At 64.9% G+C, this 24382-nt stretch carries 22 protein-coding genes; 11 read left to right on the forward strand and 11 right to left on the reverse strand.

Annotated features, from left to right (window positions below; translation table 11 throughout):
- Positions 1-994 precede the first annotated feature (994 nt).
- The gene (locus tag OIE68_RS19555) at positions 995-1729 is read left to right on the forward strand and encodes a response regulator transcription factor (RefSeq protein WP_327100799.1); all 735 of its coding nucleotides are present in this window, start codon (positions 995-997) and stop codon (positions 1727-1729) included.
- A gap of 41 nt (positions 1730-1770) precedes the next feature.
- On the opposite strand, the gene OIE68_RS19560 is transcribed toward OIE68_RS19555, so the two are convergent.
- Positions 1771-3189, reverse strand: coding sequence for a DHA2 family efflux MFS transporter permease subunit (locus OIE68_RS19560; protein ID WP_327100800.1), 1419 nt, complete (start codon positions 3187-3189; stop codon positions 1771-1773).
- A complete protein-coding gene (egtD, locus tag OIE68_RS19565) occupies positions 3186-4163 on the reverse strand; it encodes an L-histidine N(alpha)-methyltransferase (protein WP_327100801.1) in 978 nt (325 codons plus the stop codon). The genes OIE68_RS19560 and egtD overlap by 4 nt, the downstream gene beginning before the upstream one ends.
- Positions 4164-4482: 319 nt before the next feature.
- Between egtD and OIE68_RS19570 the strand changes: the two genes are divergently transcribed.
- The 3 genes from OIE68_RS19570 (at position 4483) to OIE68_RS19580 (ending at position 7169) form a co-directional block, all read left to right on the forward strand.
- Entirely contained in the window at positions 4483-5382 is a 900-nt protein-coding gene (locus OIE68_RS19570) for an AraC family transcriptional regulator (protein ID WP_327100802.1), read from the forward strand.
- A gap of 13 nt (positions 5383-5395) precedes the next feature.
- Positions 5396-6289 carry an alpha/beta hydrolase gene (locus OIE68_RS19575; RefSeq protein WP_327100803.1) on the forward strand — a complete coding sequence of 298 codons (894 nt, stop codon included), beginning with the start codon at positions 5396-5398 and terminating at the stop codon, positions 6287-6289.
- 289 nt (positions 6290-6578) lie between these two features.
- Complete coding sequence (locus tag OIE68_RS19580) at positions 6579-7169, forward strand: class I SAM-dependent methyltransferase (protein WP_327101727.1); 591 nt, start codon at positions 6579-6581, stop codon at positions 7167-7169.
- 89 nt (positions 7170-7258) lie between these two features.
- Here OIE68_RS19580 and OIE68_RS19585 read toward each other — a convergent pair whose 3' ends face one another.
- Both OIE68_RS19585 and OIE68_RS19590 read right to left on the reverse strand, forming a co-directional pair.
- On the reverse strand, positions 7259-8614 hold the full coding sequence (locus tag OIE68_RS19585) for a cytochrome P450 (RefSeq protein WP_327100804.1): 1356 nt from the start codon (positions 8612-8614) through the stop codon (positions 7259-7261).
- Between the two features lie 83 nt (positions 8615-8697).
- The gene (locus tag OIE68_RS19590; protein ID WP_327100805.1) at positions 8698-11478 is read right to left on the reverse strand and encodes a helix-turn-helix transcriptional regulator; all 2781 of its coding nucleotides are present in this window, start codon (positions 11476-11478) and stop codon (positions 8698-8700) included.
- Positions 11479-11686: 208 nt separating this feature from the next.
- On the opposite strand from OIE68_RS19590, the gene OIE68_RS19595 reads away from it, so the two are divergent.
- The 4 genes from OIE68_RS19595 to OIE68_RS19610 all read left to right on the forward strand — a co-directional run bounded on the left by OIE68_RS19595 (position 11687) and on the right by OIE68_RS19610 (position 13458).
- Positions 11687-11845 carry a hypothetical protein gene (locus tag OIE68_RS19595; protein WP_327100806.1) on the forward strand — a complete coding sequence of 53 codons (159 nt, stop codon included), beginning with the start codon at positions 11687-11689 and terminating at the stop codon, positions 11843-11845.
- Positions 11839-12141, forward strand: coding sequence for a hypothetical protein (locus OIE68_RS19600; protein WP_327100807.1), 303 nt, complete (start codon positions 11839-11841; stop codon positions 12139-12141). Before OIE68_RS19595 ends, OIE68_RS19600 begins: the two co-directional genes overlap by 7 nt.
- Positions 12125-12691, forward strand: a complete 567-nt coding sequence (locus OIE68_RS19605) for a hypothetical protein (RefSeq protein WP_327100808.1) — start codon at positions 12125-12127, stop codon at positions 12689-12691. Before OIE68_RS19600 ends, OIE68_RS19605 begins: the two co-directional genes overlap by 17 nt.
- Positions 12692-13167: 476 nt before the next feature.
- Positions 13168-13458 carry a hypothetical protein gene (locus OIE68_RS19610; RefSeq protein WP_327100809.1) on the forward strand — a complete coding sequence of 97 codons (291 nt, stop codon included), beginning with the start codon at positions 13168-13170 and terminating at the stop codon, positions 13456-13458.
- Between the two features lie 250 nt (positions 13459-13708).
- On the opposite strand, the gene OIE68_RS19615 is transcribed toward OIE68_RS19610, so the two are convergent.
- Both OIE68_RS19615 and OIE68_RS19620 read right to left on the reverse strand, forming a co-directional pair.
- Positions 13709-14290, reverse strand: a complete 582-nt coding sequence (locus tag OIE68_RS19615) for a hypothetical protein (protein WP_327100810.1) — start codon at positions 14288-14290, stop codon at positions 13709-13711.
- A gap of 215 nt (positions 14291-14505) precedes the next feature.
- Positions 14506-15240 carry a MerR family transcriptional regulator gene (locus OIE68_RS19620; protein WP_327100811.1) on the reverse strand — a complete coding sequence of 245 codons (735 nt, stop codon included), beginning with the start codon at positions 15238-15240 and terminating at the stop codon, positions 14506-14508.
- Between the two features lie 168 nt (positions 15241-15408).
- On the opposite strand from OIE68_RS19620, the gene OIE68_RS19625 reads away from it, so the two are divergent.
- Positions 15409-15765: a DUF1707 SHOCT-like domain-containing protein gene (locus OIE68_RS19625; protein ID WP_327100812.1), complete on the forward strand. Its 357-nt coding sequence runs from the start codon at positions 15409-15411 to the stop codon at positions 15763-15765.
- 51 nt (positions 15766-15816) lie between these two features.
- Here the strand turns inward: OIE68_RS19625 and OIE68_RS19630 are convergent, their stop codons facing one another.
- The gene (locus OIE68_RS19630) at positions 15817-18237 is read right to left on the reverse strand and encodes a serine/threonine-protein kinase (protein ID WP_327100813.1); all 2421 of its coding nucleotides are present in this window, start codon (positions 18235-18237) and stop codon (positions 15817-15819) included.
- 130 nt (positions 18238-18367) lie between these two features.
- Complete coding sequence (locus OIE68_RS19635) at positions 18368-19897, reverse strand: amino acid permease (protein WP_327100814.1); 1530 nt, start codon at positions 19895-19897, stop codon at positions 18368-18370.
- Positions 19898-20095: 198 nt separating this feature from the next.
- Between OIE68_RS19635 and OIE68_RS19640 the strand changes: the two genes are divergently transcribed.
- On the forward strand, positions 20096-21151 hold the full coding sequence (locus OIE68_RS19640) for an SPFH domain-containing protein (protein WP_327100815.1): 1056 nt from the start codon (positions 20096-20098) through the stop codon (positions 21149-21151).
- Positions 21152-21352: 201 nt separating this feature from the next.
- Positions 21353-23344, forward strand: a complete 1992-nt coding sequence (locus OIE68_RS19645; protein ID WP_327100816.1) for a serine/threonine-protein kinase — start codon at positions 21353-21355, stop codon at positions 23342-23344.
- Positions 23345-23376: 32 nt separating this feature from the next.
- Here the strand turns inward: OIE68_RS19645 and OIE68_RS19650 are convergent, their stop codons facing one another.
- From OIE68_RS19650 to OIE68_RS19660, 3 genes are read right to left on the reverse strand one after another with little or no spacing between them, the layout of a single operon-like run.
- A complete protein-coding gene (locus tag OIE68_RS19650) occupies positions 23377-23952 on the reverse strand; it encodes a hypothetical protein (protein ID WP_327100817.1) in 576 nt (191 codons plus the stop codon).
- 3 nt (positions 23953-23955) lie between these two features.
- On the reverse strand, positions 23956-24222 hold the full coding sequence (locus tag OIE68_RS19655) for a WXG100 family type VII secretion target (RefSeq protein WP_327100818.1): 267 nt from the start codon (positions 24220-24222) through the stop codon (positions 23956-23958).
- Positions 24135-24371: a WXG100 family type VII secretion target gene (locus OIE68_RS19660; protein WP_327100819.1), complete on the reverse strand. Its 237-nt coding sequence runs from the start codon at positions 24369-24371 to the stop codon at positions 24135-24137. Before OIE68_RS19660 ends, OIE68_RS19655 begins: the two co-directional genes overlap by 88 nt.
- Positions 24372-24382: the final 11 nt, after the last annotated feature.

Raw genomic sequence — 24382 nt, forward strand, 5'->3', positions numbered from 1 at the left:
TTACTGCTCCAAGAAATGTACGCAGGATCATCGCTGGTAGCGATGAATAATTCATCGAAGGTTTCTCCGGGAACGGACGTTACGCATGTGACCAAGGCGGCTCCACCGGAGGAGGAAACATTAACGCAGATCTCACAATGTGTTAAATGTTGTTACTTAACAGTTATCTTAAGATTTGCTAAAGACGAAATGGCGCGGAAAATAAACCGCTCGGATAGCCGACGCCGCCCTCAACTTCAATACAGCGCCGCTTCGCTGACAGCCGAAAATCACACGGCTACAGCCTGATACTGCGCCGAACCGGCGCAGCCATAATCGCGCACGGCGGCGAACCGCGGCCATGCTCAGTTATTCGATGAACAGTTGCTGAAGCTCTTATTGCCTCCGTGGATTCGACATCTCAGATTTCTCCCAGACCGTTCAGGGATATGTCTGTACGCAACGGACAGATAGATGGAAATGACCTCTTCGCCATGCCGGTCGGCCCTCGCCAATTCTGACTCGAGCGACGCCGCCGGAAACGATGGACCTCCCCATCCGTGGGGAGTCTGCTATAACTGGACAATGAATCGACGGTTGATGTACCGTTGGATATCGGCACATTCGAATTGGCCAGGTTCGCGGGCCATCGCCTATCCGGCCGCAGGCGGAGGATGAAACCATAGGACGTCAATGGCTGACCTCTTCTCGATAGTCGGCACGCTATGGCACATGTCCACCGGGAACATCCGCCCCACCAGACCGAAATATCCGTACTATTCGTTCGTCGTATCGGGCCCGGTGTCGCACTTGCTCGAGCCCGCTGACCAGCCGCGACGGCACCCTGTGGGCCGGATGATGTACCACCCGGCGATCCGCGGCGAATCGATGCGGATATTCCCACCCGAAATGGCGGATGATCCAACTCCCCGACTGCCCTAGTGTCCGAAATGCGACCGCTCGAACCTTTCGAAATCGGCCGGGCACAAAGCATTCGAATGCAGAGGGATCGGGTATGCGGGTGATCGTGGTCGACGGCAACGACGATACGGGCGACGCACTGGTGCACAAGTTGCGCGTGCGTGGGCACCATGCCGATCGCAAGCGTCGGGGTGCGGACCTGCTGGTCGCGCATCATCGGTATCACGCGGTCATCCTCGATCTCGAGCTACCGGATATGTCCGGACTGACGGCGCTGCGCAAACTGCGCGAAGTCAGCTCGGTGCCGGTGGTCATGCTCACCGCTGATACCGATGAGCGCTCTGTGGTGCGGGCGTTGCGCAGTGGCGCCGACGACTACCTGGTGAAACCGCCGCGGGTGGCCGAGTTGGCGGCTCGGCTGTACGCGATCACGCGACGCCTCCCGGTGCCCGCCGTGCCCGAGCCGACAACGACGGTCGTCGCGGGCGATGTTCGGGTGGATCTGGAAGCCGAGACAGTCGAGGTCGCCGGTCGACAGGTGCAGCTGACTCGAGTCGAGTTCGCGGTATTGCGCGCCCTGCTGGAGCAGCCCGGTGCGGCGGTCAGCCGTCAGCAGCTGCTGGATCGCATTTGGGGCGATGCGTTCGTCGCGGTATCGCATTCGCTGTACGTGCACGTCAATGCGCTGCGGACCAAGTTGAACCGCCCGGGACTGATTACGACCATCCACAGCTATGGCTACCGGTGGAATCCCGTTGCCATGGCAATGAAACCGGTCGATGACGAAGCAGCAATGGCGATGAGCGTCCTGGCGAGTCACACCGCGTAACCGATCATCGACGATTGCCACCATCGCGGCATCAGGCTCGATCATCCGACCGGTCGCCGTATCGGTGGTTCCGACCATCGCGGCATCAACGTCGCGGCAAGCACCGCACCGGTAAGAAGCAGCGCGCCGCAGATCAACAGGGCAATGCGGAAGCCACTGCCGAAGGCAATGGCATCGGTGAGCCGCGCGCCGGAAATGCCGACGAGCCCCGGCAGTGCGGCGACGGCGAGCAATTGTGCGGTGCGGGCGACCGCATTGTTCACCCCGGAGGCGATCCCGGATTCCGTTGCCGACACCGCGGCGAACACCGCACCAGTCAGCGGAGCCACGAACACCGCCAATCCGACACCGAGCACGATGGTCCCTGGGAGTACCGCGCTGAGATAAGTTGCGCGCGGGCCGATCTCGGTCAGCAATACCGCACCGAGCGCGGCGAGCGCGGGCCCGAGGATCATCGGGATACGCGCGCCGTGGCGCTGCGCCCACCTACCGGCCGACGCGGACGACACCAGCATGATCCCGGTGATCGGCACCGTCGCCAAGCCCGCCGCCAGCGGCGAGTACCCCGCAACCATCTGTAATTGCAGTGGCAGCAGGAAGTAGACGCCGCCGAGACCCGCATATACCGCAGCGGTCACCAAGTTGGCCGCGGTGAATACGCGCGAGGAGAACAGTGCGGGCGGCAGCAGCGGGTGATCGCCACGTACCTGGATCAACGCGAATACCCCGAGCAGTGCCATACCGAGCAGCGAAATCCACCCTCGCGCACCGATGAACCCGTAGGTCAGCGCACCCAGCCCGGCCACGGCGGTCACCGCACCCGGCAGATCGAGCGGCCGCGCATCCGCATCCCGCGATTCCGGAAGGTAGCGCACCGCTACGACTGTCACGGCCACGGCGAACGGCACGTTGATGAGAAATACCGAGCGCCACCCGGCCAGCTCCGTCAGCCAGCCTCCGACAATCGGTCCGACCGCCTCGACAACGCCGATGAACCCCGCCCACAAGCCGATTGCCGCGCCATGGTCGCGACGATCGATCGAGGCCGAGATCAATGCCAGGCTGCCCGGAGTGATCAGCGCACCCGCGATCCCCTGCACTACCCGGGCCGCGACGAGCATTTCCATGGAAGAGGCCAAGCTGCACAACAGCGATGCCAGCGCGAAACCGACACTGCCCCAGATGAATACCGTGCGTCGACCCAGCCGATCCCCCAATGCTCCGCCAACCAGAATCAGCGATGCCAAGGCCAGTGTGTAGCCACCGACTACCCACTGCAGGTCGGCCACATTGTCGCCAAGACTCGAACCGATCCGTGGCACCGCGATATTGACGACCGACGCGTCGAGCACCACCACGGCTGAACCGAGCACCGCCGCCGCGACAACCCAGCGTCCGGCGACCGAACGCAGGCGCGGCGGTGCGGACGCAACCCGGTTCGGTGCAACGAGATCGCTCATCCTCTGCAGGCGAGAACCAGCGCGAACCGATCATCGGAATCGGTCCACGAATGCTGCACCTGGAAGCCGGAAGTTTCGAGCTCCCGATGAAATTCGGTCAGCCGGAACTTCGCCGAGATTTCGGTGCGCAGCTGCTCCCCTGCCGCGAACTCGACGACGAGATCCAATTCGGCGACCGTGACCGACATGTCGGCCGTGGCCTCGAGCCGCATCTCGATCCACTCGTTGTCGGGATCCCATACCGCTATGTGCGCGAATCGGTCGGGCTCGAAGTCGGCGCCGAGCCGCTGGTTCACCACATGCAGGATGTTCCGATTGAATTCGGCCGTCACGCCCGCGGCATCGTCGTATGCCGGGACCATGACGGCCGGATCGACCACCAAACCGACTCCGAGCAGCAGTTGTTCGCCGGGCTCGGTCACCTCGTGGACACACCGGTAGAAATCCGCGCGTTCCTCGGGTACCAGGTTGCCGAGCGTGCCTCCGAGCAGCGCGATGATTCGCCGGTCAGCGCGCGGCAGCGTATGCAGCATGCTGGTGAAGTCACTGACCACCCCGTGCACGGCGAGTTCGGGATACTCCTCGTGGATCCAGGTCACCGCCGCCCGCAGCGCGGATTCGGAAACATCCTGCGGCAGATAGGATTTCAAAGATTTGTGCGCACTCAATGCGGTCAACAGCAGTCGCGTCTTCTCCGATGAACCCGACCCGAGTTCGATCAGTTCCCCGGCCTCGGCCGCGGCCGACGCGATCGCATCGGCAGAGCGGCGCAGCAGCGTTCGCTCAGTGCGGGTGGGGTAATACTCGGGCAGTTCGGTAATCGCTTCGAACAGCTTGCTGCCCTGCGCGTCGTAGAACCATTTGGACGGCAGCCACTTCCGGCTCCCGGTCAGTCCCCGCAGGACATCGGCACGCAGTGCGGCCGCGAGATCGTCTTCGGAGAGTTGGATGTCGATACTGACGTGAGGCCGCACTGGCTTACTCCGATCGATGCTGAACGCCGACGCAAGGTCAGGTGTGGAGTACAAACCTTGCGGTCCACTTCTCCGACAACGGAATTGTCGACGCCACCACCACACCCCCGCCAACCGGCGAATCGCACATTTACATCGGCTTAAGTTTTGGCCACCCGCGCCCACACGCTACGGATCAATGCCCAGTTCGGAGAGGTTCACGGCCATCTTCTGTTGGGGACGGACGAGACCCGGTCCAGGCGGATGACCACGGCGAGCGTCGGGGTCGGCGATATCGTGGCGTAGCACCGTATCCAGCGAGTTCGAACAAGGTGGCCGAATGGGACCAGAACGAATCGCGGGCACGCCGTTCGTGCCGGATGACGTATCCGATGTCATGGTGGTGGCGGGCCCGGCGCGGTCGTATCGGAACAGTGTGCACGAGGAGATCAAGCTGGTTCAGGTGACCGGCTCCGGCTTCACCGTTCGCAGGCGTGGCGCCGTCCATCACGCGGCGCCGGGCGAGTTGATCGCGCTGCATGCCGATGACGCGCATACCGGGGCACCCGATAACCTCGAATCGGCCAACTGGCGGATGATGTGTCTGTCGCCTGCCTTGATCGCCGAGGTCATGCCGACGGCGGCAATGCGGTTCGGGGATGTCGTCATCGGCGATCGCGCCGTGGCGAACCATTTCCGCTCGCTGCACACTGTGCTGCACCGGCCAGGTGGCCGTCCCGGTTCCGCGCTGGGCCGGGAGGGTGGGCTGCTGGAGTTCGTCTCGGCATTGGCGCTGCGTTCGGACCGCGCCGAGATTCCCGGATCGGATGCGGTCGGCAGGGTCGCGGAGATCGTTCGGGATTACCTGCGCGAGAACGTCTCTCGCAACGTGACGCTCGACGAGCTCAGTTCCGTTGCGGGCACCAGCAAGTATCAGCTCGTTCGAGCCTGCACGGCACATTTCGGTTTGCCGCCGCACAAACTGCATGTTCGCCTACGCCTGGATTACGTCCGATGGATGCTGCGCCGGAATATGGATATCGCCGAAATCGCCTATGCGACAGGCTTTCACGATCAATCACACCTGACTCGTGTGTTTACCGCCGCCTACGGCATCACACCGGCGAGCTACCGGTCGAGCTTCCGCGGCACCGCACGGCGGAGCTGGACTTCGAGTGCCGCGCAAGAACGTACAAGACCGACCGCGCCGAGTGCACCTAGTGTCTTTGTCCGGCCATAAGAGAGGGATAACCATGACGCGGATCGAAAAGATCGAGTTCACCAGTGACGGACATCGCCTGGTTGGCGATCTGCACCTGCCCGAATCGGGCACCGAACGCGGCGCAGTAGTGCTCACCGGACCGTTTTCCGGTGTGCGAGAACAGGTTACGGGCTACTACGCGGAGCGGTTCGCCGAGCGCGGCTATGTCGCATTGTCCTTCGACCACCGCAACTGGGGCGATAGCGAGGGCCTGCCGCGCCAGCACGAGGATGCCATCGCCAAGGTGGCCGATCTGCGGTACGCGGTGAGCTTCCTGGCAGCCCGCCCGGAGGTCGACGCCGATAAGATCACACTCTGCGGGGTGTGCTTGGGCGGGATCTACGCGACGCAACTGGCCGCATTCGATCCGAGGATCAAGGCTGTGGCCCTCATCGCCGCCGCCTACAACAATCCGACGCTGATCCGGAATCGCTTCGGGGCGGACAATTTCGCCGCGCTGATGGATCAGTTCGCGCAGATCACGCAGCGCCAGTTCGACTCCGGTGCAATCGAGTACTGGCCGGCGGTCAATCCGGAAGGGATGCCCGCGGGCAATCCCGGACCCGAACCATTCGAGTACTACGGCACCCACCGTGGTGCGCGCCCCGGCTGGGAAAACCGTTGCACCGCACTGTCGGTGCTGCAGGAGCTGACCCTGGACGTGGACGCCTACCTGCCGCTGCTCACCACTCCGCTGCTGATCGTGCACGGCCGCGGCGACCAGGCCATTCCGGTCGGCGATGCCGAAGCGGCCTACGCGAAAGCACCCGAGCCCAAGGAACTTCTGCTGCTCGACACCAGCAACCACATCGACCTCTACGACAACGACACCTACGTGCTGCCCGCCATCGAGCGAGCCGTCGCCCACTTCGACCGGAACCTCTGATACGCCGCCGCCTGCTCGGCAAGACCGGGCTGCGGGTGTCGATCCCGACCGACCGATAACTCGGCAGGCCCGCAACTGGATAGATGATCACCATGCATCAGCGGGGAGGGCTCTCGGGCGATGCAGCCAAGAACGCATGGTGATCGTCTGACCAGCTGTGTTGTGGCGGAACGCCGCGTGCAGGGGGCTTATGCGTGCAACGATGTGAGGTGGGGCTATCTCGTGTAGGGAGGTGGCGTAGGTGTCAGGAGATTCGCGGGGGGCACGGCGGCCGACCAGTCATGAGCGGATGACCGGGCGGCCATGGGACGCGTCGTATCAGGACGGGCCTGCGCCTTGGGATGTGGGCATGCCGCAGCAGGCGATAATGCGGGTGGGGGCTGAAGGCGGGTTCGCGGGGGCAGTGCTCGATGCGGGGTGCGGGAGCGGGGAAAATGCGCTGTACGTTGCGGCGCTGGGATTTTCGGTGCTCGGCGTCGATGTGGCGGAGACGGCGTTGGCGATCGCGCGTGCGAAGGCCGCCGAGCGCGGCATCGATGTGGAGTTCATCGCGGCCGATGCGTTGCGGTTGGACCGTTTGAGGCGCGGGTTCGAGACCGTGCTGGACTGCGGACTGTTCCACACCTTCGACACGGACGAACGCCCGGGATACGTGACGAGTCTGGCGTCGGTGACCGAGCACGGTGGCACCCTGTACGTGTTGTGCTTCAGTAACGAGGGTCCCGATACCGGCCCACACCCCGTCAGCCCGGAGGAACTGACAGCGGCGTTCAATTCGGGCAATGGATGGAAGGTCGTCGCGATCGAACCGGATCGGCTCGACACCAGATACCACGACAACGGCGCACCAGCATGGTTCGCGACCATCAAACGGATCTAGCACCTCATCCAATCGGCCTCTGCGGTAACCGAGTCTCGGGTCTGGCACCTCCCGTCGAGCGCAGTCGAATTGCGGTGTCGGACCTTCAGCTATCGCCGTTCGATTACCTTGGCGATGACGGGGAACTTGGGGTTGAGGGTGAGGCCGGACATCGCGGTGAAGTCCGGGTTCTCGATGGTCACCTCGAACCGCCGGGCGATGGTGGACAGCGCCAATTGCATCTCCATCATCGCGAAGGCGTTGCCGATACACAGATGGCCGCCCGCGCCGAAGGGCAGGTATACGTTCCGGTCCCAGGCGGCGACGGCGGCGGGCGCGAAGCGGTCCGGGTCGAAGATGTCGGGTTGGTCCCAGCACTCGGGGTTTCGGTGCGCGTGATAGTAGCTGTACACCACCGGAGTGCCCGCCGGGATGCGGTAGCCAGCGATCTCGTCGTCCTCGACGGCGCGACGCTGCCCCATCCATGCCGGTGGCTGCATCCGCAAAACCTCCTCCAGCACCTGCTTGCTGTAGGACAGCGCGGGCAGGTCGGCCATGGTGGCACGCCCGTCGGGCAACGCACTGTCGACGTCGGCGCAGAGCCGCTGGCGCGCAAGGGGATTCGACTGCAACAGCAGCATCGCCCAGGTCAGTGCCGACGCGCTGGTCTCGTGACCGCCGAAGAGCATGGTGACGACCTCGTCGCGCAGCTCCTGGTCGGTGAGTTTTTCGTTGGTGTCCTCGTCCGTGGCGTTCATGAACATGGACAGCAGGCCACTGTTGTCGGAGCCGCGCAAATCGGCGATCACCTGGTAGACGATGGCGTCCATCGCGTCGATCGCCCGCCAGAAGCGGCGGTGGCTCGGCGTCGGAAACTTCAACGGCACCAAAGGCATTTGCACGAACTTCCCCAATTCGGCAAGCATCTTGTGCATTTCGCGGGCTAGGCCGGTGACCTCCGGGCCGTGCGGGTCCAATCCGAACAGCGAGCGCACCACGATCCGCAATGTCAGGTTGCTCATCTGCGCGCCGAGGTCGATTGCCCGCCCGGCGCGGGCATGTTCGGCCCATTCGTCACACATGGAGTCGATTTCGGCCACCATGATCTCGCTGAGCGCGCTGATCTTCTTGTGATGGAACGCAGGTTGAGCGAGGCGCCGGTTGCGTCGCCACCGGCTGTGGTCGGCGATCGACGCCAGTCCACGCCCCACGAACGGTTCGATGGTGTCGTACAACTGGGTCTCGCGCGTGAAGTTCGCCATGCGCTCCTGCAAGATGTACTTGATGTGGTGCGGATGGGTGACCCCGACCATGTTCCCGTTCAGCAGCTGGAGCTCAAAAACGTTGCCGTACCGCGTCATAGCGTCGGACAGAAGCGCAATCGGCTCTCCGATGAAGCGCTTGGTGTTACGCAGACGACCGGAAAACCTCGGGGGTAGCCCACTGGTTGCGGCAATTGATGACATGTGCCAAGTAAAACCGATCAGGTCGACATCCGCACCGTGAGAATCGATCCGCCACACGCCGCCAACGACTTTCGAAGGCAGCGCTACTTTCCCGATAGCGCGGCGGCGATGTCGCGGCGGGATGTGATGCCGAGCTTCGCCAGGATGTTGGAGACGTGGGACTGAATTGTCCTGCGCGACAGGAACATCTGGGCGGCGATATCGGAGTTGGAGAAGCCCTCGGCCACCAGGGCGGCGACCTTGCGTTCGGTATCGGTCAAGGCGGCGCGTCCGGACTTGGGGCGGTTGCGGGGTCCGCGGACGCCGCGGCGAATTCCGTACGGGCGCATGCGCGCGACGGCGCGGGCGGTGTCCCAGGACGCGCCGAGGCCGGTGTAGAGCTCGACCGCAGCATCCAGGGCGCTGCGGGCATCCGCGGCGTGCCCATCCGCGGCGAACAATACGGCGGCGTTCTCGAATGCCTGCGCCTCGTAGAGCGGTCGTCCCGCCTGTCGGAATTCGGCGGCGGCCGCGCGAAGGAGAGCAGGGTCGCGCTCGGCGACGCCGCGGCACAGCAGGGCGGTACCGGTTCGGGCCGCCGTCGGCCGACGCGCCAGCAGCTCTGTCGATGCCACAACCGCCGAACGGGCAGCGCCCTCGTCACCGATGTCGGCGGCGAGCCGGGCCATGTCCGGATAGATGTAATACAGCGTGGGTGCCGACAAACCGTCGGCCAGTCGCCGGTGCGCATCGACAAGGAGATCCAGCGCACCACGCGGATCGCCGCGTGTCTCGAGCAGCAATGCCTTGACCCACGAATAGAACTGCGCGTAGCCGCTGCTCCCGAATTGGTCGGTCGGTGGCGGAATATCATCCGGATCCGGTTGGAAGGTGCCGCGATGGATTCCGATCAGCGCGGCCAGGCTGTGCAGAATCGGGGCGTAACCGAAGACGTCGGGCACCGCCAGACCCGTGGCGCATTCGACCATCGCATCGTCCCAGCGACCATTCAATACATACAGCCGTGCCTGGGCGGCCAGATTCGCACCGAGATACACACCGTTGATCCGGCGATTGTGTCCGATGGCCTTGTGTAGAAACTCTTCCGCGTCGGCAAGCCGATCGAGCTCGATCAAGCAGTGCGCGTAGAGCACATACGGATCGAACTGGTCGGATCCGAACCCGCTCTCGAATACCGCCAGGATCCGGCTGCTCAGCTCCAGCGTCTCGTCGAGATAGCCATGGGTATAGCGCAGAGCGCCCAACGTCAGCAGCCCGTAGCCGGTCGCGATCGGGTTCTCGTGAGCCTCCCCGATCGCCACCGCTTGCTTACCTGCTACCTCCGCCGCATCGAATCGACCGAGGAAGAAGTTGTCCAGTCCGCTCATCCCATAGAACCGGCCCGCATCCTCGACCGCGAGATTCGGTGTGGCCAGGGCCTTTTCGGCGACGGCAACCACTTCGCGCAGATCGCCCCGCGCATGGCAGGCCTGCATCAGCAACCACCGCAGTTCGATATCGTCCTGCGGCCGGCTCAACAACGCCGCACGCACCAGGGCTTCGGCCTCGACCGCGCGACCGTTCCACAGCAGCGCCTGGGTATGCAGCCGCAGCAGTATCGGACGCATGCCGAGGTCCGCAATGCCGGCCGCGCGCTGCAACAGCTGCACCGCGATCTCGGGCACGCGCACGATCAACTTGTCGGCCACCGCGATCAACCAGTCGAGCGTCGGTTTGTCGAACTCGTTCTCCCCCGCCAACAGGTAGTAGGCGATCCGCTCGATCGGTGCGTCGGTGGCCAGCAGGATCTGTCCGGCCCGGCGCAGCAATCCGGCGCGCAGCGAATCGGGCAGCTGATCGGCGAGCACTTGACGGATCAGATCGTGCCGGAAGACCAGTTCAGAGTCGGCACGGGTGAGTAGTCCGCCGTCCGTCGCCTCCGTGACGACGTTCCAGATTTCCAGGATCGGACTGTCCAGCACCGCGGCCAGTTCCGCGACGTACACCGTCGGCCCCAGTGCCGCGGCCATCGGAAGGACTTGCCGCGCCGAACGTGACAGGAATTCCAGCCGCTGCGTGATCGCCCCCGCCAGCGATGCGGAGGGACGTTCATCATCGGCGGATTCGGTCGGATCAGCGGTATCCGCGACCACCGTGATCGCCTCGTCGCGCAACAGAGAGGCCACCAATTCCGTGATGTAGAGCGGATTCCCGCCCGCACCGACCACCTGCCGCATCAAACCCGGCCCTGGAATCGCACCGACCATATGGCGAACCAGTTCCGTCGTCGCAGGTTCGGGCAGTGCGCCGAGCCGAAGCGTCGGCGCACGACGTTCCGCGAGTTCGGCCGTCAACGCGACGAATCCGGTGTCCCTCGGCAGTGGACGCGCCGCGAGCATCAGCAGCAGGGGCAGATCGTCGATGACCCCACAGATCCGATGCAGCACCGCCAGACTCTGCCGGTCCGCCCAATGCACATCGTCGATGATCAACGCGACCGGACCAGCGGCACACCAGGTATCGACCAGATCGAGGATCGCCTCGCTGATCGCGAACTCGTGCGTCGCCGCGCCGTCGCCCGCTCGATCCCCACTGCGCAGCAGCGCACGCACCGGATCGGAACCGCGGTCGCTATCCAGCCAGGAACACACGGCAGCGAACGGCACCTGCCACTGCAACTCCTTCGCGGCTCCCCGGCGCACACTCAGGCCGTCGGCCGCATATCGAGCAACGGCCGCATCGAGTAGCGCGGTCTTACCGATACCAGGCTCGCCCTCGACAAGCACCACCACCCCCTTCCCCGCAGTCGCTCGCAGACTGAGCGCGACAACACGCTCGACCTCGGCATCTCGACCGACGAATACGGGGATAAGGGGACCCTGCACTCAGGAGATCCTATGCGTCCGCGCGACGTTACGCAGAATGCACACCCCCCGCTCAGCGCGAGATTTCGCCGTCCGATGCGGATATTCCCACGGGCTATGACGGATGTTCCCGCCGCGCGGCTGCTATAGGGTCCGATGTCGGCGGCCCGCGTCCGGCGAATCTGCCGGTTGAAGCACATCCGAGCGGCCGCCGAGCAGAGGAGATCCGTTGCAGTCCGAGGCACCGACCCGGTACCCGGCACTCGCGGTGGTGCGCGGAATCATCCGCATCGGTGGTCATTTCGCGCGGGAAGCGGTCACCCGTCCACAGGCCGTCCGTGCGGCCGATGTGCCGGTGACCGGTCGAGAATTGACCACCGATTGCTGACCGCTGTGCTGAGCTACGACCATCCGAGTGCGGTGGTCGAGGCGTTCGACACCACGGATAAGACCAGCGGGGCCTCGATACGGTGGAAACTGACCGTTGGCTACAACGAGATCGCCCAGGTCGCGGGCCTACCGGGAAAGCAGTTCACGAAGACCACCGCGGACTTCGAACAGCGGCTCTCCCGCGACCCGGCCGGCATCCTGCACGGCGACAGCCGTTGTCGACCTCGATGCCGCCGGAGCCGTCGAGGCGGCCGGAGGAGCGGACCGGAGGTAGCCGATGCGCATTGTCAGTAATCGTTGCCGCACCGTCGAATACACGGTGACGATGGCGAGCCCGTGCGCCATTGATATCGAACCGTCGGTGATCGGAGCACGCCGATACTTCCACGACTGCCTGCTGGTGACGATCGGGGTGGATCGCGGCGACCGCGCACTCGCGGGCACCGCCGTGCAACTGCTCCGGCGCATGGTCACCGAATCCGATGCCGGACCGATCGTCGTCGAGGGCTTCGTGTGCCTGCCCCGACCCGGCGAAAGACACAGCACGCCAGCGGGATTCGATGTGCTCTCCGAACTCGCCGAGGCTCTCGACGTACTGACCGAGGTCGCCGAGCGGCTGGAGGAACGCGGTGAGCAGGTACATCTGATGCCGTTCGGCTGGTACAAGAATTGTCGTATCGACCCGCTCGGGACACAGCATGTGATCCATATGTCGGCCGAGGACAACCGACAGTGCGAGCCGGTGCTGCGCTGGCCCGGTCCGCGCTCACAGTTCCTGGCGCATGCGGCCCTCGCCGCACGGGTCAGGAAAGTATGCGTCAGCCCTGAGCGTGGCCGACGCTGAAATCTGGAACGAACGCTGGCAGGCCGATGTCCTCGACGGTGAGCGGGAACAGCGCGTCGTCCATCTGCCGATCTGAGAAGCGCCGGCTCGCATAGACCCCGAAATCCTCCCCGCTGCTGGAAACACTCCCGCGCGACAAGCATTACGCTGTCCGACCGTGGCCGAATATGCGGGTGGTGGCCAGGCACGCCACCGCTGAAACTCGGTGCAGGCTCCGCGAATTGGGCGCCGGCCCCCATGTCGCGGCATACTTCGGAGTTCGCGTCCGGGCGGGCCACCTGAATCACGCTGAGCGGAATCCGCGCCCCTGCTCCCAGAAATGGGGATGCGGCCGGGATTTGCAGAACTTTCACAACGAGACACTATTGATTGTGCCGTCAAATAGCGGCACAATAGACCTCATACAACCTGCATCCCCGGCACACCCACTACCGACCAAGTCCGGGCTCGGCGGGACGAAGGAGATATCGGTAACCATGAACCTCAAGTCGAAGAAGGTCGTCATCGCCGGCGCTGTCGCCGGTGCACTGGTGATCACACCGGCCGCCATGGCGATTCAGTCGACCATCGCGGCGCCCGGTAACCACAGCAACAGCAACGGTGGCGGCGCACGAGGCGGCGGGTACAGCAACAGCAACTCCGGCGGCAACCGTCGCGTCGCCGATCAGGATCACGCCGCCACCGGCAACAACTCGAGCCGGGGCACCTACGAGAGCGGCAGCGACGGCGGACGCTGGGTCTGGGTGCCCTCCGAGGGCAGCCGCTGACCCGCTCCCATTGCGGCTCTTCATATTACGAATGCGACCGTCGCTCCGAAAGGAGCGGCGGTCGCATTCGTTTGCGCACCCGATGCGTCGTACCACCTACCCCTCGAAAGACAGACTTGCGTCGGGTAGTCAATTGCACTCCACCAGGGGCTAATCGACCGTCAACACAGACCGATACCCTCCCGGGCGGCGTGCGGAATTGCACGACCCGCCCGAAAGGGCATCAGCGGTAAGAAGTTTCGGCGGTTACTCAGGTCAGGTTGCCGTCGATGCACAGGCTCGACGAGCGCCACGAGGGTCCCGGCCGGTTCGCGGCCATATCGAAGGTCCAGTCCGAAATCGGTCCGGCCGCACGCCAATACAGCCCGCCGCGGCCGTCCGCAACGGCCTCGTAGATGTCTTCGCGACCCTCGATCAGCTGACTGCCGACGCAGTAGTCCATGTAGTCGGTGCCCGGCTGCTGCGCACCCGGGCTGAACTTGCCGGCGGGGTTGCCGTTGGTACCGGGGTTGTACACGGAGCTGCGGCCGCGGGCGTAGCCCTCACGGGACCAGCGCGCGAAGCCGAAGAAATCGGACTGGCACCGGTATGTCCAGCCGCCCGCGGAGATGGCCACGCCCTGCGGCACAGCTTCACCGGCCCACAGGCAGCGCACGCCGATATCGGCGTTGGCCGCCGGTATCTCGGTGCCGATGCCGAATCCGCCGACTCCCGCCGCGATCGCCGCAAGCAATGACAGTGCTCGGATCTTGTTGCGCCCCTTGGCATTACGTGCCTGGTCGGGACATTCCGTAGGTCTGGGTGCGCCGCGCAGTTCGCTGACGTTGATCATCGACGTCTCCTTCATCATTGTCTCGCCCGCCGGCCGACGTCGATACGGGCCGACGGGAGGTGCTGTTCCCGTTGTCTAATGTAACGCTATTTAACGGCACGTTAGGCTAAGTATCACCACACGTGGGAACGATGACGAAGGAAAGCCTGGCCAGGGACGTGTCATAGGCGAAGATCGGCCGCAAGCCAGGTAAGAAAAATGCGCGCCTTGGCGCGTCAGGCGTCGGGCAGCGCCTCGGTGAGTTCGCTGTCCTGTTCGAGATACTTTGCGATAAAGCGGTTCACCAGCTCGGCGGTCGCCTGCCCCGGGCGGATCCTCGTCTCGGCCACCCGGTCGGCGAGTACCGCCGTATCCGCAGGTGTGCGCTCGGAGTGCTGATACGGCTCCCACGCCGACCGATGGAACAGATCGACGAAGCGGCGGGCGATCCGGTCGCAATCCGCGCGCAGCCGCTCCAATTCGCCGAGCAGCGCATCGCCCGGCATGCCCGCGCCCTCCAACTGATCGAAGATGCGGATCAGCTGCGGATCGGCAATACGGTAGGTCGCGGCGTCGACCGGTTCGTACAGACCGGCCGAGACCACGCGGGCCAAACCGTGGGGCACGTCGCGATAGCGCTGCTCGAGTTCGGTCGCCGCGATCGTGTCGCCGGCTGGCGGCGCGGTGGACTGCGTCGCACCGGGCTCCACGACACCGAGGATGTCGCCGAGATCGTCGCCGCGATCCCACGCCTCCAGCAGTTCCCTGATCCCGTTGAGCTTGATACCCCGGTCCAGCAGACGGCTGATCGTCTGTACCCGATTGAGGTGATCCGGTCCGTAGAAACCGGTGCGGCCCTTCACCTGTGGTGGGGGCAGGATGCCGCGCTCGGCGTAAACCCGCAGGCTGCGCACGGTCGTACCAGCCTGGCGCGCCAGCTCATCGATCGTGTATTCCACGTCCCCTGCCATATGTCTAGGAAACCACACAGAAACATTACCCACAGGTAAGCATACGTCAGTGATGTCAGGCACCTATGGTCGGCGAGGTGCTGTCAACCCCCAATGACGCCCCTAACTATTCCCGCCGTTGGCAATTCGTTCCATCGACACGGATGCGGCGGGGCTTATCCTTCGGATATGACCGAGGCGCAGGCTTCTCGAATTACCGTGACGGAACGGGAACGGGCGCTGGAACAACTGTCGCACCATCTCGGCACCGGGCGATTGAGCCTCACCGAGTTCGACGAACGCAGCGCCGTTGCCGCGGCGGCAACCACCAAAGGACAATTGGCGGAATTATTCGCCGACCTGCCCGGCACTACACCGGCCGCACCGCCCACGCCCACCGGCGGTAATGCGCTGCAGCGACTGCGGACGATCGCCGCGGTGATCTCGATTGTCGCGGTCGTGCTCGCGGTCGCCACCGGCAACTGGCTGTGGCTGCTGGCGGGCACCGGAACCATCGTCGCCTTCGTGGTGCAACAGCTGCGCTGAGTTCACCCACCCCGTCGGCTCCGCCGACTGCCGTCCCTGTAAACCGCAGGCCTACCAGCGGGTGCGCGGCCGAACGGAATTCGCCAGATCGACGAGCCGGTAGCGGTGCCAGCGATCCGGAGCTGTCCTGGCCAGGGCGCGCAGGCTGGTTTCGAGCCCCTGCCGCAGCCCCGCCGAGGTGACCGGGAAGCCGAGGATCATCCTGCTCGGTTTCCGCGGCCGCCCGCCGACCCGCAGCCACTCCAAGGCCGCACCGACCACGATGACCTGCAATTGCAGAGTTCGCGCATCGTCGGGCAGCGCCTCCAACCGACCCGCCGCCGTGCAGATATCTTCCTCGGTGATATCGGCGATCGGCCGCGAGACCAGCAGCAGACAGCCCGTCGTATGCGCCACGCTGTGATGCCGGGACGCGGCGGGTACCTGGTCGAGCACCGCGACAGCCTCGAGCAGTTCGCTGTCGGCGGCGAGCCGGCGGGCCAGGCCGAAGGCCGCGCTCACCACGCCGTGGTTGGTCCGCCAGACCGCACGGTAGTGCTCGGCCGCGGCCCGGTGCCAGCGATCCGATTCGGCCGGGTCGTCCAGATGTTGCAGCACCAGTTCCGCGGTGGCGGCCAATGCGAGCTCCGGGCCGATCTCGCCGGGCAGCATCGAATGCACGGTCTCGAAATGCTGCCAGGCCCGGTCGTAATGGCCGTCGAGCAGCGCGGCGACGCCGACATACCATTCGATGCGCCAGTCCGCGCCGTAGTCGGGGCGCAGATCGGCCAGCAGCTGGCAGGCCGGAACGGTTTCGCCGAGGTCGAGGTAGGCGCGGACCGCGGTCAGCGGTCCCTCCAGGTCGAAGGATTCCGGGGCGACGATCGTGCCGGCACGGATGCGTTCGTGTGCGCGGCGCAGCGCGTCCAGCGCGTGCCGCGGTTCCCCGTGCAGTAGCGAGGACAGCAGTTCGGCACTGGGATCCTCGCTATCGATCAACGGGGTTGGTAGGGCCGCGACGACATCGCGTGCCTCGAGCACCGGCATCCGGTCCATACCGTCGACGATGCCATCGGTCTGGCCGATGAGCGTGTCGATGCCGAAATCGTCTCGCATGGAGCTCAATTCGACCGAAGGCTGCGGATGCTCCAGGCCGGTATCGATCGCGAGCACCATGCGCAGCGCACCGGCGAGCTGGCAGTACATCGAGTACGCGGACGGGAAGCGCCGCTCCGGCTCCGGATCGGTGGCGCGCAGCAGCAGGCGGTACAGGCACGGATAGCGCGCCAGCAGCGGATCCTCATCCGGTTCGGGTATCCCGCCGAGAAAGTGCCCGTCGCGGTCCCGCGGCAGATCCAGGGCCAGGGCCGCCAGGGTCCGGCCGACGGTATAGATATCCGAAACCACGGTCGGCCCGGTCTCGGTGATCTCCGGCGCCTGATAGCCGGGAGTTCCGTAGATGCTGCCGTAGGAGTCCATGGCGGCGACCGCACCCAAATCGATCAGTTTGACCTCGTGCTCGCTGACCATGATGTTGTCGGGTTTCAGGTCGTTGTATGCCAATCCGAAAGAATGCAGATAGTCCAGCGCAGGCAGGATTTCCATGATGTAGGCGATGGCCTCGACGACCGGAATGTGCTCCTTGCCGCGCAGATCGAGCATCTTCTTCAGCGATTGTCCGCCGACGTATTCCATGACGATGTAGCCGTCCGGAATATCGCGGGCAGACCGATGTTTGACGAAGTTGTAAATCTTGACCACACCGGGGTGTGCCACCTCGGATAGGAATTGCCGTTCGGCGAGCGCGACCACATGCGCCTCGAAGTCCAGCGGGTTCTGCAAACCCTTCAGCACGACCCAGCGATCGCTGACATTACGGTCGACCGCGAGATAAATCCAACCGAGTCCACCGTGTGCCAGCGATCCCTGCACCTCGTATTGATCGGCGACGAGTTCGCCGCGCTGCAGGGTTGGACGGAAGTTGAACGGCGAGCTACAGCGGCCGCATTCGCCGACCACCTCGCCCGGCCCGTCGGCGGTGCGGCGCCCGACCGGTTCCTGACATTTCCAACAGAACCGTTTGAGTTCGGGCACTTCCGGATCGTCGAGGATGGCGGCACGCGGGTCGACCGGCGCCACCCGCGGCATCGGCACCAGACCCGCGCCGAGTCGGCGCACGCTCGGCCGGGAGCGACCACTGCGTCCGGAGACCGGCTCGTCGAGTTCCAGGGTCGGCTCGGCGCCCGTCACCGGATCGCTCACCGGCATGGTGTCGCCAGGTGCCGGGGGCACGGAGAACCGTTGCGCCGGAGGACGTTCCACGGTGCTCGGCCCGGACCATGGATGTTGGCGGCGTTGCGACGGTTCGAATTTCGGCATGCCGCGGGTAGCCCAGGGATGTGGCGTCCGTCGCGGAACCTCGGTACCGCGCATCCGCCGATTCGCCCATGGGTGCGGCAGCGGATTCTCGGAGGCGCTGGGATGTTCCGGCATGGGAACCTTTCGAGCCTGGTGAATAGGGGACCTATTCTCTTCCGCCGCCCGCCGCCGTGCGCATGCCATATTCCCTGCAATGGGAATAGCTCCGCCCCGGACATGTTGTCCGGGGCGGAGATCGGATTATTTACTCCTCGTCAGGCTTGTCGAGAACGACGACCGTGTCACTCTCGCGGCGCGGCCGCTCGGCCAGCACCGGGAACTGACCGGTGATGCCCTCACGTTCCTGCGCCACCTGCAGCACCCGCCTGCGGGCCAGGAACCAGCCGCCGACGAATGCCGGAACCACGACCACCGCCATGGCGATAACAGCACCGCGCTGCTCGATTTCGTGGCTGCATGCCATCAGCACGATCACCGCGACCAGGAACACCAGCGTGGCGTAGCTGGTGTAGGGCGCGCCGATCAGTCGGAACGACGGACGTTCGATCAGCCCCTTCTTCGACCAACGGAACAGCTGCAGCTGGCAGATCACGATCGCGCCCCAGGCCGCGATGGTGCCGAGTGCGGACATGTTCAGCACGATCTCGAATGCCTTGTCCGGCACCATCGCGTTGAGCCCGACACCGACCAGCGCGATCGCACCGGTGGCGAGGATGCCGACGTAAGGCACACCGCCGCTGGACATCCGCGAGGCGATCTTGGGCGCACTACCGTTCATCGACATCGAGCGCAGGATGCGGCCGGTCGAGTACAGGCCGGCGTTGAGGCTGGAGAAGGCCGCGGTCAGCACCACCAGATTCATGATCGAGCCGGCACCGCCGACACCGAGCTTGGAGAAGAAGGTGACGAACGGGCTCTCACCGGACTTGAAGACGACGTAGGGCAGCAGCAGGCCGAGCAGCACCAGAGAGCCGACATAGAACAGCGCGATGCGGGCGATGACCGAATTGATGGCCCGCGGCATGATCTTTTCCGGATTCTCCGCCTCACCGGCGGCCGTGCCGATCAATTCCACTGCGGCGTAGGCGAATACGACACCCGTGGTAACAGTGACCAGCGGCAGCAACCCGGTTGGGAACAGCCCGCCGTTATCGGAGATAACGTTGAAACCTGTGGTCTCACCGTCGACCTTGAAACGGCCCGCCAGGAAGATGGTGCCGATGATCAGGAAGGCGACCAACGCGACGACCTTGATCAGCGCGGCCCAGAACTCCAGCTCACCGAACCATTTCACCGAGATCAGGTTGATGCTGACCACGATGGCCAGCGCCACCAGCGCGATCAACCACTGCGGTATCGCCTCGGTGGCTCCCCAGAAATGGACATAGGTGGCGATCGCGGTGATGTCTACGATGCCGGTCATGCACCAGTGGAAGAAGTACATCCACCCGACCGCGAAAGCCAGCTTCTCGCCGTAGAACTCACGCGCGTAGGAGACGAACGATCCGGAGGACGGACGATGCAGCACCAGCTCGCCCAGCGCCCGCAGGATGAAGAACACGAAGATGCCGCAGACCGCGTACACGATGAACAGTCCGGGACCGGCCGTGTGCAAACGACCACCCGCACCAAGGAACAGTCCGGTCCCGATCGCGCCACCGATCGCGATCATCTGCAGCTGGCGCGGGCGCAACGCCTTGTGATAGCCCGCATCCTCAGCATGCAGAGCGTCCGCGGGCGCCGGCACTTCCGCGGAGTGTTGAACGGTTGTCATGGTGAGGCCTTTCACGTGACGGCGATCATATCGCTGCTTAATGTATCGCTATTCAACGGCACGTTCAATAGCGAGTCAAGAGTTGTAACTTCACGGAAACGAAGCGCAGCCCCGCCACCCGCCGTGACCTCGGCGTTAGTTGATCGTGCCGCTGAACATCGGTACGCTGGTTACGTTTACGGCTGATGGAGCGCGAGCATGGCATGGTTCGAACGGGAGTTCATCGCGGTCCCCGAGGGCCGCAAGAATCAACTGGTCTACAAGTGGCCGGATGTCAACATCCGCCGCTACAGCCGTGCCATCGTCAACGCCGACGAGATCGCCCTGTTCGTCAAGTCCGGGCAGGTCGTGGCCGCGATGGGGCCGGGGCGGCATCGGATCGATGCCGATGAGCTGCCGGTCCTCGGCGCGCTCGTGGATACGCTGACCGGCAACAACTTCTACCGCGCCGAACTGTATTTCGTCTCCACCCGCGAGTTCCCCGGCATCAAGTTCGGCGGCCGCCTGGCCGATATCGCCGATCCGGTCAGCGAACAGGTCGTTACGCTGCGGGTCTTCGGGGAATTCGCGCTGTCGGTGCGGGATCCAGCCGAACTGGTGACATCACTGGCGGGCACCACCGATCTGAGCACTCCGGCGACGGTGGAGTCCTGGAGCTCGGACCTGCTGCTGAAGTCCATGAAAGTTGCTGTTACACAGGGCATTTCCCGAGGCGACTGGCCGATGCTCGGCCTGTCCGGACAGTTGGAGCCGATCGAGGCCGCCGTGGTGCGCCAGACCAATCTGACGCTCTACGAATACGGCCTGCGCATCCCACGCCTGGGCAACTTCGACATCACCCTGGCACCGGAAGATGCGGAGCGCATCAAGCGACTCGCCAAGGACGTCACCTACATACGCCTGGCCGGAGACTTCCAGCGTTACGCCGCAGGCGAATTGGCGCTCGGAGCGGGCCAGGGTTTCGCTCATGGCAATGGCGGTGGCGACGGATTCCTCGGCGCCGCATTGGGTTTGAATGCCATCCAGCAGCAGGCACCGAGCAATCCATGGCAGCGGCAGGCGGTTCCGGCTGTCGCACAACCGGTTCCGCCGGTGTGCGCCGGCTGCGGGACCGACAATCCCGCGAATGCGCGATTCTGCATGAACTGCGGTGACCCATTGGCGGCCCGACCACGCCACTGCACCGAATGCGGCGCAGACCTGACCGCGGCAGCTAAGTTCTGCGGAAGTTGCGGCACCGCCGCCGCGAGCTGATCAGCTCGCATCGACTCCCGAAGCGCGTCAGCCGCAAAGTGTTCGACTGCTTGTGCGGCGTCGACAACACCGCTTGTGCCTCGATCGTTTCTGCTGCTCATCGCGGCCGTTTCGGTACGCGTGGGCGGCGGGTGTGCGTTAGATTCCTTTCGGCCGCAGAACGTTTCGGCCGGCGGTGGATCGAGAGGATCGGGGAGTCAGGTGGTTCTGGCCGCGGGGGATGTTTTCGCCGGATTCGTGATCGAGCAAGTCCTCGGCGCTGGTGGGATGGGTGTGGTGTACGCCGCGCGGCACCCACGCATGGATCGCCTGGTCGCGTTGAAGGTACTCAACGACGCCCTCGCCGCCGACCCGCGCGCCCGGGCGGCGTTCGACCGCGAAGCCGCCCTGGCCGCACGCCTGGATCATCCGAACATTGTCACCGTTCACGATCGCAGCGCACCCGGTGATCCGGTGTTGTGGCTGGCCATGCGCCACATCCGAGGCGGAGACGCGGGCACGCTGCTCACCGGGTCCCCCGGTGGGTTGGCGCCGGAATTGGTGGTGGAGTTGATCGCCGATGCCGCGGCCGCCCTGGATTACGCACACACCCACGGTGTGCTGCACCGGGATGTGAAACCGGCGAACCTGTTGACCGAGGCCGACTTCCGGCACGGGCAGCGTGCCCTGCTCACCGATTTCGGGATCGCCCGAACCCTCGACAGCACCGTCACCCTCTCCTCGATCTCGGCCAGCATCGCCTACGCCGCCCCCGAGCGCTTCACCCGCGCGGGCGCCGACCAGCGCGCCGACATCTACTCCCTCGGCTGCACCCTGTATCACCTGCTCACCGGCCAGCCGCCGTTTCCCCGCGCCGACCAGGCCGCCGTGATCGGTGCCCACCTCAGCGAACCCCCACCAGCACCCACCCGGATACGACCCGATCTACCCGCACGACTCGACAGCGTGATCGCGTCCGTCCTGGCCAAGAACCCCGAGGACCGCTACCAGACCTGCACCGCCCTGGCCAAGGCCACCCGACACGCCCTCACCTCGACAGCAGCCCGAACCACCCACGGGGCACCACCTTCCGCGCCGACACCCGAACCACCACAGCCCACTGCCGCCTCCCTCGAACGGACGTTCGCGGAGACCGTGGTCGAAGCTCCGACACCGCCGCCGGCAGCCTCGCCTGGCCGCCGGATCGGTCGGCGCCAACTGTTGATCGGCGCAGCGATCACCGTTCCGGTCACCGCCGCCGCAGCGGGGATCATCATCGCCCGTCGCCCCTCGACCGACGAGCCCCCCACCGTTCTCACCGTTCTCACCGGCCACACCGCGTTTGTGAATTCGGTGGCGTTCAGTCCCGACGGCATCCTGCTGGCCACCGCCGGTGGGGACGCCACGGTGCGGGTGTGGGATACCCGCACGCATCAATCGGTCTGGCGGCTCACCGGCTACGACGGTTCGGTGAATTCGGTGGCGTTCAGTCTCGACGGCACTCTGCTGGCCACCGGCAGCTGGGACGCCACGGTGCGGGTGTGGGATACCCGCACGCGTCAACCAGTCGGGCAGCCCCTCACCGGCCACACCGCGTATGTGAACTCGGTGGCGTTCAGTCCCGACGGCACCCTGCTGGCCACCGCCAGCGGGGACGCCACGGTTCGGGTGTGGGATACCCGCACGCGTCAACCAGTCGGGCAGCCCCTCACCGGCCACACCGCGTATGTGAACTCGGTGGCGTTCAGTCCCGACGGCACCCTGCTGGCCACCGCCAGCGGGGACGCCTCGGTTCGGGTGTGGAGTACCCGCACTCATCAACCGGTCGGGCAGGCCCTCACCGGCCACGACGGTTCGGTGAATCCGGTGGCCTTCAGTCCCGACGGCAGTCTGCTGGCCACCGGCGGCGGTGGGGACGCCACGGTACGGATGTGGGATACCGGCACCCATCAACCGGTCGGGCAGCCCCTCACCGGCCACGACGCGTTTGTGAGTTCGGTGGCGTTCAGTCCCGACGGCACCCTGCTGGCCACCGCCGGTGGGGACCCCACGGTACGGGTGTGGAATACCCGCACCCATCAACCGGTCTGGCAGCCCCTCACCGGCCACGACGGTTCGGTGTCATCGGTGGCGTTCAGCCCCGACGGCACCCTGCTCGCCACCGGCAGTCGGGACGAGACGGTGCGGTTGTGGAAGGTGACCAAGCCGCAGTAGATCCACCAATCCGGCTGTCAGCTCGCCATTGATCAACAACGCACCGATGCCCGCCGATGTCGACAGTTGCGCCCTCCCTTGATGCGGTCCGCGGCTCCGGTGACGTTGGTGTTGTCGGCAAACGTCTTCCAGGCATCCGCCGCGATGCCGAGCTTCGTGGCATCTCCGTTGGGAATTTTCTTGACTTGGTCCAACAGTCCGGTGATCGAGGTTTCGATTCCGGCACCGTTGGGGCCTTTGGCACTAGTCGGCAGTGCCATGCCCGAGTCGTACAGCGGTTCGGACTGGGTGGGGCGTGCCGGCTCAGCGCCGCTGGTGGCCGATCGGTTGGACTGCCACCAGTTGTAGCCGTTGGCGGCCAGCACATCTTCGAAGCGTTGCAGTGCATTGCACAGGGTCGCGGCGAGAGTGACGATGTCGCAGGCATTCCGGTCATATGTGGTCGTCCACCCCAGGGACTTCTCGTGATCCCCGGCCATACCGCCGCAGTCATGTACCAGAGCACGCTGCAGCGGCCCCAATGCAAGCGAGATGTCGCTGGCCAACGACTGGCATTTCTTGGCGGCGTCGAAGTACATGCCGGAGTCGATGACCCAGGTGTCGCCCATGGCTTACCCGCGCTGAAGCATCTGCTTGTCGGCTTCGGCGGCAGTGCTGTAGCGCGTGTGTGCCTTGCGGGCGGCGGCGCTCATTTCACGGACGCCCTCGGCGAACTCGCGCGCTCCCGTCATCCACTGCTGGTGCGCATCGGAATATGCCTGGGCGGCAACGCTTTCCCAACCGGTACCGGTCAGTGTGGCGACCTTGTCATCGATGTCTTCTCCGCCATGGCGGCGAGCGCGACGATGATCTGACCGCCACCGTCGCGGATATCGCACCAGCCATCAGCGAATTCCGCCGCCAGGCCACCGGTCCAACTGCCATTGGCCACCGCATCCACATCCGTGGCCGCGGAATCCAATGCCGTGCACAGTGTTTCGGCCAGTTCGTAGACGTACTCACCGACGTCACGAACCTGCTCGTGCACCACCGAGAGCC

It is taken from the genome of Nocardia vinacea, assembly GCF_035920345.1.
Taxonomy (GTDB): Bacteria; Actinomycetota; Actinomycetes; order Mycobacteriales; family Mycobacteriaceae; genus Nocardia; species Nocardia vinacea_A.

Bases quoted from the DNA above. Each gene is read 5' to 3' on its own strand.
- OIE68_RS19555 (WP_327100799.1), top strand. From the start codon at position 995: ATGCGGGTGATCGTGGTCGACGGCAACGACGATACGGGCGACGCACTG.
- OIE68_RS19560 (WP_327100800.1), bottom strand. From the start codon at position 3,189: ATGAGCGATCTCGTTGCACCGAACCGGGTTGCGTCCGCACCGCCGCGC.
- OIE68_RS19570 (WP_327100802.1), top strand. From the start codon at position 4,483: ATGGGACCAGAACGAATCGCGGGCACGCCGTTCGTGCCGGATGACGTA.
- OIE68_RS19575 (WP_327100803.1), top strand. From the start codon at position 5,396: ATGACGCGGATCGAAAAGATCGAGTTCACCAGTGACGGACATCGCCTG.
- OIE68_RS19580 (WP_327101727.1), top strand. From the start codon at position 6,579: ATGACCGGGCGGCCATGGGACGCGTCGTATCAGGACGGGCCTGCGCCT.
- OIE68_RS19585 (WP_327100804.1), bottom strand. From the start codon at position 8,614: ATGTCATCAATTGCCGCAACCAGTGGGCTACCCCCGAGGTTTTCCGGT.
- OIE68_RS19605 (WP_327100808.1), top strand. From the start codon at position 12,125: ATGCGCATTGTCAGTAATCGTTGCCGCACCGTCGAATACACGGTGACG.
- OIE68_RS19610 (WP_327100809.1), top strand. From the start codon at position 13,168: ATGAACCTCAAGTCGAAGAAGGTCGTCATCGCCGGCGCTGTCGCCGGT.
- OIE68_RS19615 (WP_327100810.1), bottom strand. From the start codon at position 14,290: ATGATCAACGTCAGCGAACTGCGCGGCGCACCCAGACCTACGGAATGT.
- OIE68_RS19620 (WP_327100811.1), bottom strand. From the start codon at position 15,240: ATGGCAGGGGACGTGGAATACACGATCGATGAGCTGGCGCGCCAGGCT.
- OIE68_RS19625 (WP_327100812.1), top strand. From the start codon at position 15,409: ATGACCGAGGCGCAGGCTTCTCGAATTACCGTGACGGAACGGGAACGG.
- OIE68_RS19630 (WP_327100813.1), bottom strand. From the start codon at position 18,237: ATGCCGGAACATCCCAGCGCCTCCGAGAATCCGCTGCCGCACCCATGG.
- OIE68_RS19635 (WP_327100814.1), bottom strand. From the start codon at position 19,897: ATGACAACCGTTCAACACTCCGCGGAAGTGCCGGCGCCCGCGGACGCT.
- OIE68_RS19640 (WP_327100815.1), top strand. From the start codon at position 20,096: ATGGCATGGTTCGAACGGGAGTTCATCGCGGTCCCCGAGGGCCGCAAG.
- OIE68_RS19650 (WP_327100817.1), bottom strand. From the start codon at position 23,952: ATGGGCGACACCTGGGTCATCGACTCCGGCATGTACTTCGACGCCGCC.